This is a genomic window from Sphaerospermopsis sp. FACHB-1094, from assembly GCF_014696195.1.
Taxonomy (GTDB): domain Bacteria; phylum Cyanobacteriota; class Cyanobacteriia; order Cyanobacteriales; family Nostocaceae; genus Sphaerospermopsis; species Sphaerospermopsis kisseleviana.
Genome location: NZ_JACJPT010000209.1, coordinates 1 through 3644 on the forward strand (window position 1 = coordinate 1; position 3644 = coordinate 3644).

At 39.0% G+C, this 3644-nt stretch carries 4 protein-coding genes; all 4 read left to right on the plus strand.

The window, feature by feature from the left end; translation table 11 throughout:
• The coding region (locus H6F47_RS27020; protein ID WP_190651822.1) for a zinc ribbon domain-containing protein at positions 1-309 on the plus strand (309 nt) is incomplete at its 5' end.
• A 134-nt stretch (positions 310-443) separates the two neighbouring features.
• Positions 444-1049, plus strand: a complete 606-nt coding sequence (locus H6F47_RS27025) for a DUF4129 domain-containing protein (RefSeq protein WP_190651824.1) — start codon at positions 444-446, stop codon at positions 1047-1049.
• Positions 1050-1201: 152 nt separating this feature from the next.
• Positions 1202-2326, plus strand: coding sequence for a DUF4350 domain-containing protein (locus H6F47_RS27030; protein ID WP_190651826.1), 1125 nt, complete (start codon positions 1202-1204; stop codon positions 2324-2326).
• Positions 2327-2523: 197 nt separating this feature from the next.
• Positions 2524-3474, plus strand: coding sequence for a MoxR family ATPase (locus tag H6F47_RS27035; protein WP_096572063.1), 951 nt, complete (start codon positions 2524-2526; stop codon positions 3472-3474).
• The last annotated feature ends 170 nt before the right edge of the window (positions 3475-3644 follow it).

Below are 3644 nucleotides of genomic sequence, written 5' to 3' on the forward strand. Positions count from 1 at the left end.
GCTGATATGGGCTTTTATCAATTCAGAAGGCAGCTAGAATATAAAACACAACTGTATGGTAGTAAGTTAGTAATTGTGGATAGATATTATCCCAGTAGCAAAACTGAGGGTTGTGGAGAAAAGAAATCATCACTGTCATTATCTCAAAGAGTGTTTAAATGTGATAGTTGTGGCTTTGAGATTGACAGAGATTTAAACGCTGCGATTAATTTAAAACAAGAAGCGGTCAGATTGATCGTGTTAGCCTGTGGACTAGATAGTGCCGACACTGCTAGGGTGAAACAGGAAGAAAAAGCCAACTTTTGTTAGCATTAGTTAGCTTTTTTGTATCGGCAGTGCTTGTTATTATAGGCTCGAAAATGATACTTGGAGGCAGGAGGCAGGAGGCAGGAGGCAGGTGAGAAAATTAACAATTACGAATTACGAATTACGAATTACGAATTATGAACACGGATGCTTTTGAAAAAACAAACTGGGTTTGGCAGTTGTATTTATTTCAGGAAAAAGTAGGAGAATGGTTTGAATACCAATTTTCACGCTTTCAAAAAACCCTGCCAGAATTACCTCCTGGTTGGTCAATTAGTCCTTGGGTAGCTGAATTACTAAAAATTCTATTTTGGCTGATACTGGGTTTATTTTTCGTTTGGGTAATTTGGCGTTTATGGCAAGAATTTAATACTTACATTTATGCTTGGCTGGCAAGATTTGATCATGCCTTTATTTCCCAGAATAAAAATCAAGCTAATGAGTTATCTATCAGCTTCTTGTTAACTAAAGCCCAGGAATTTTACCAACAGGGTAACTATCAGGAAGCTTGCCGTTATCTATATTTAGCTATGTTACAGCAACTGCATGAAAAAGCGATCGCACCTCAACAACCTAGCCGCACAGACGGCGAATATCTGCAATTACTAACTTCTAGTGCAACTCCTGTTCAGCCTTATGAAACCTTAATTACCACCCATGAGCAATTATGTTTTGGTAATAATGAAATTTTGGCAGAAAATTATCAACAGTGTCATCAAGCTTATCAAGAACTGTTTAATTAGTAATTAGTCATTAGTTATTAGTTATTAGTCCCCAGTCACCAGTCCCCAGTCACCAGTCCCCAGTCACCAGTCCCCATTCACCAGTCACTAGTCCCCAGTCACTAGTCCCCAGTCACCAGTCCCCAGTCACCAGTCACCAGTCACCTAAAAATATGAAACGCCGTAACCGCATTATTTGGCTAGGTGCGATCGCTCTAGCAGCCATAATTTTACTTAGCATAACAGTTGCTCCTAGCAGTAAAATCAATAGTGGTTCTAGTTATAATCGCGCACCTGAAGGTTATGGTGCTTGGTATGCTTTTATGCAATCTCAAGGCACAAATATCCAACGTTGGCAAAAGCCTTTTAGTGATATTGAAACCGAAACAAACCCTGTAACTTTGCTCCAGGTGAACAGCACTCTCAGAAACCCAATGTTTTATTCACAACAAATTGAATGGGTAAAAAAAGGTAATACCTTAGTGATTTTAGGTGTAAAACAACCACCAACAGCAGCAGAATTTAGCAGCAATCAAAAATCAGCTTTTGGGGATGTCAAAATCGACACTAGCAGAAGATATCAAGAATCTCAGTCAGAACAAGAGTTAGAACAAGAGTTAGAACAAGTTTTGTTAGGCGATCGCTATGGTGCTGTAGTCTGGGAAGAGAAATATGGTAAAGGCAAAGTCATTTTCGCTACCACTCCCCATTTAGCCGCCAATGCTTATCAAGAAGAAGCAAATTTCGTATATTTAGCAGATTTAGTTACCAAAGGTAACCAGAAAATACTTATAGACGAATATATCCACGGATACAAAGATCCTGATATCAGAGAGAAAGAAGGAAGAGGCGATTTATTGGGTTACTTGGCGAAAACTCCTTTATTTCCAGCATTGGTACAGGTGGTGGTATTGTTATTAGTGCTAATTTGGTCTGAAAATCGCCGCTTTGGTAAACCCGTCACTTTAGATACACCAGTTATAGATAACAGTCAGGCTTACATACAAGCATTAGCAGGAGTTTTACAAAAAGCAGAATCTAGCGATTTTGTACTGGAAATGGTCGGAAAAGAAGAACAACTGCAACTACAAAAAGTATTAGGATTAGGTCAAATACTAGTAGAAAATGAAGTTTTACTCAAAGTTTGGCAAGATCAAACAGGTAAAAATGCAGCAGAACTAGATGCAGTCTTAAAACTACAAGTAAAAAAACACCGAATCAGTGAACAAGACCTGATAAGCTGGTTAGGGAAATGGCAAAGCCTACGGAAAAATCACAATTCAAAATCTAACATCTAAAAATTAATCTTTAACTCAAGATTTGATAATCTACTGATCTATCAAATATTCTGACTCCTGACTCCTGACTCCTGAATTATTAGCAAGTTGCTAGTTATAACCGTGATGGAAACATAGACAAAAAATTAATTCTGACTCCTGACTCCTGACTCCTGACTCCTATTTCTTGATTAGCAACTTACGTTATCCATAAAAATATGAGTGCAACACATCCTGTATTAATTCGCCTTGGACAAGGACTAAACCAAATAATTGTAGGACAATCCAACCTAGTTAAGCAATCGCTAATAGCATTGTTAGCAGGTGGACACATAATTTTAGAAGGTGTTCCCGGAACTGGCAAAACACTCCTAGTCAAAGTGTTAGCGCAGTTAATTCAAGCAGATTTCCGACGGATTCAACTTACACCAGATGTTTTACCATCGGATATTACAGGAACAAATATTTTCGACTTAAATAGTCGCAACTTCGTACTCAAAAAAGGTCCTGTTTTTACAGAAGTTTTACTCGCTGACGAAATTAACCGCACTCCCCCCAAAACACAAGCTGCACTGCTGGAAGCAATGGAAGAAATGCAAGTCACCTTAGATGGTGAAAGCTTACCATTACCAGATTTATTTTGGGTGATTGCGACGCAAAACCCCCTGGAATTTGAAGGTACTTATCCCTTACCAGAAGCACAGTTAGATCGGTTTTTATTCAAGCTAGTTGTAGATTATCCAGATCAAGCAGCAGAAAAGCAAATGTTACTAAATCGACAAGCGGGTTTTGCAGCTAGACGCTTGGATATTGCCAAGTTAAAACCAATCACTACAGTAGCTGATATTTTAGAGGCTAGGCAAGCCGTTAAACAAGTTAAGGTATCTGAAGCTATAGTTGATTATCTCTTGGAATTGGTGAAAAAAACTCGTCAATATCCTGATTTAGCTTTAGGTGCATCTCCTCGCGCTGCTGGTGCTTGGTTACAAACATCTCAAGCATCTGCTTGGTTAGCGGGTAGAGATTTTGTCACACCTGATGATATCAAAGCTGTTGCGTCTCCACTGTTGCGTCATCGTTTACTTTTGAAACCAGAAGCAATGCTGGATGGTTTACAAATTGATGCGGTAATAGCTGCGGTAATTAATCAAGTTCCAGTTCCCAGATAATCAGCAATTTGCTGTTTTTATCGGGAGCATCCCAATTTTGAAAAGATAACCGCAGCAACACGAAAACATCTGCTATATAAAACCTAGACAAAACTAGACTTTACTTTCTACTTCAACGGGAGCATGGGAGCAGTTATCCCTCAGTAGACTTTCACGCCTTAGCCAGACGC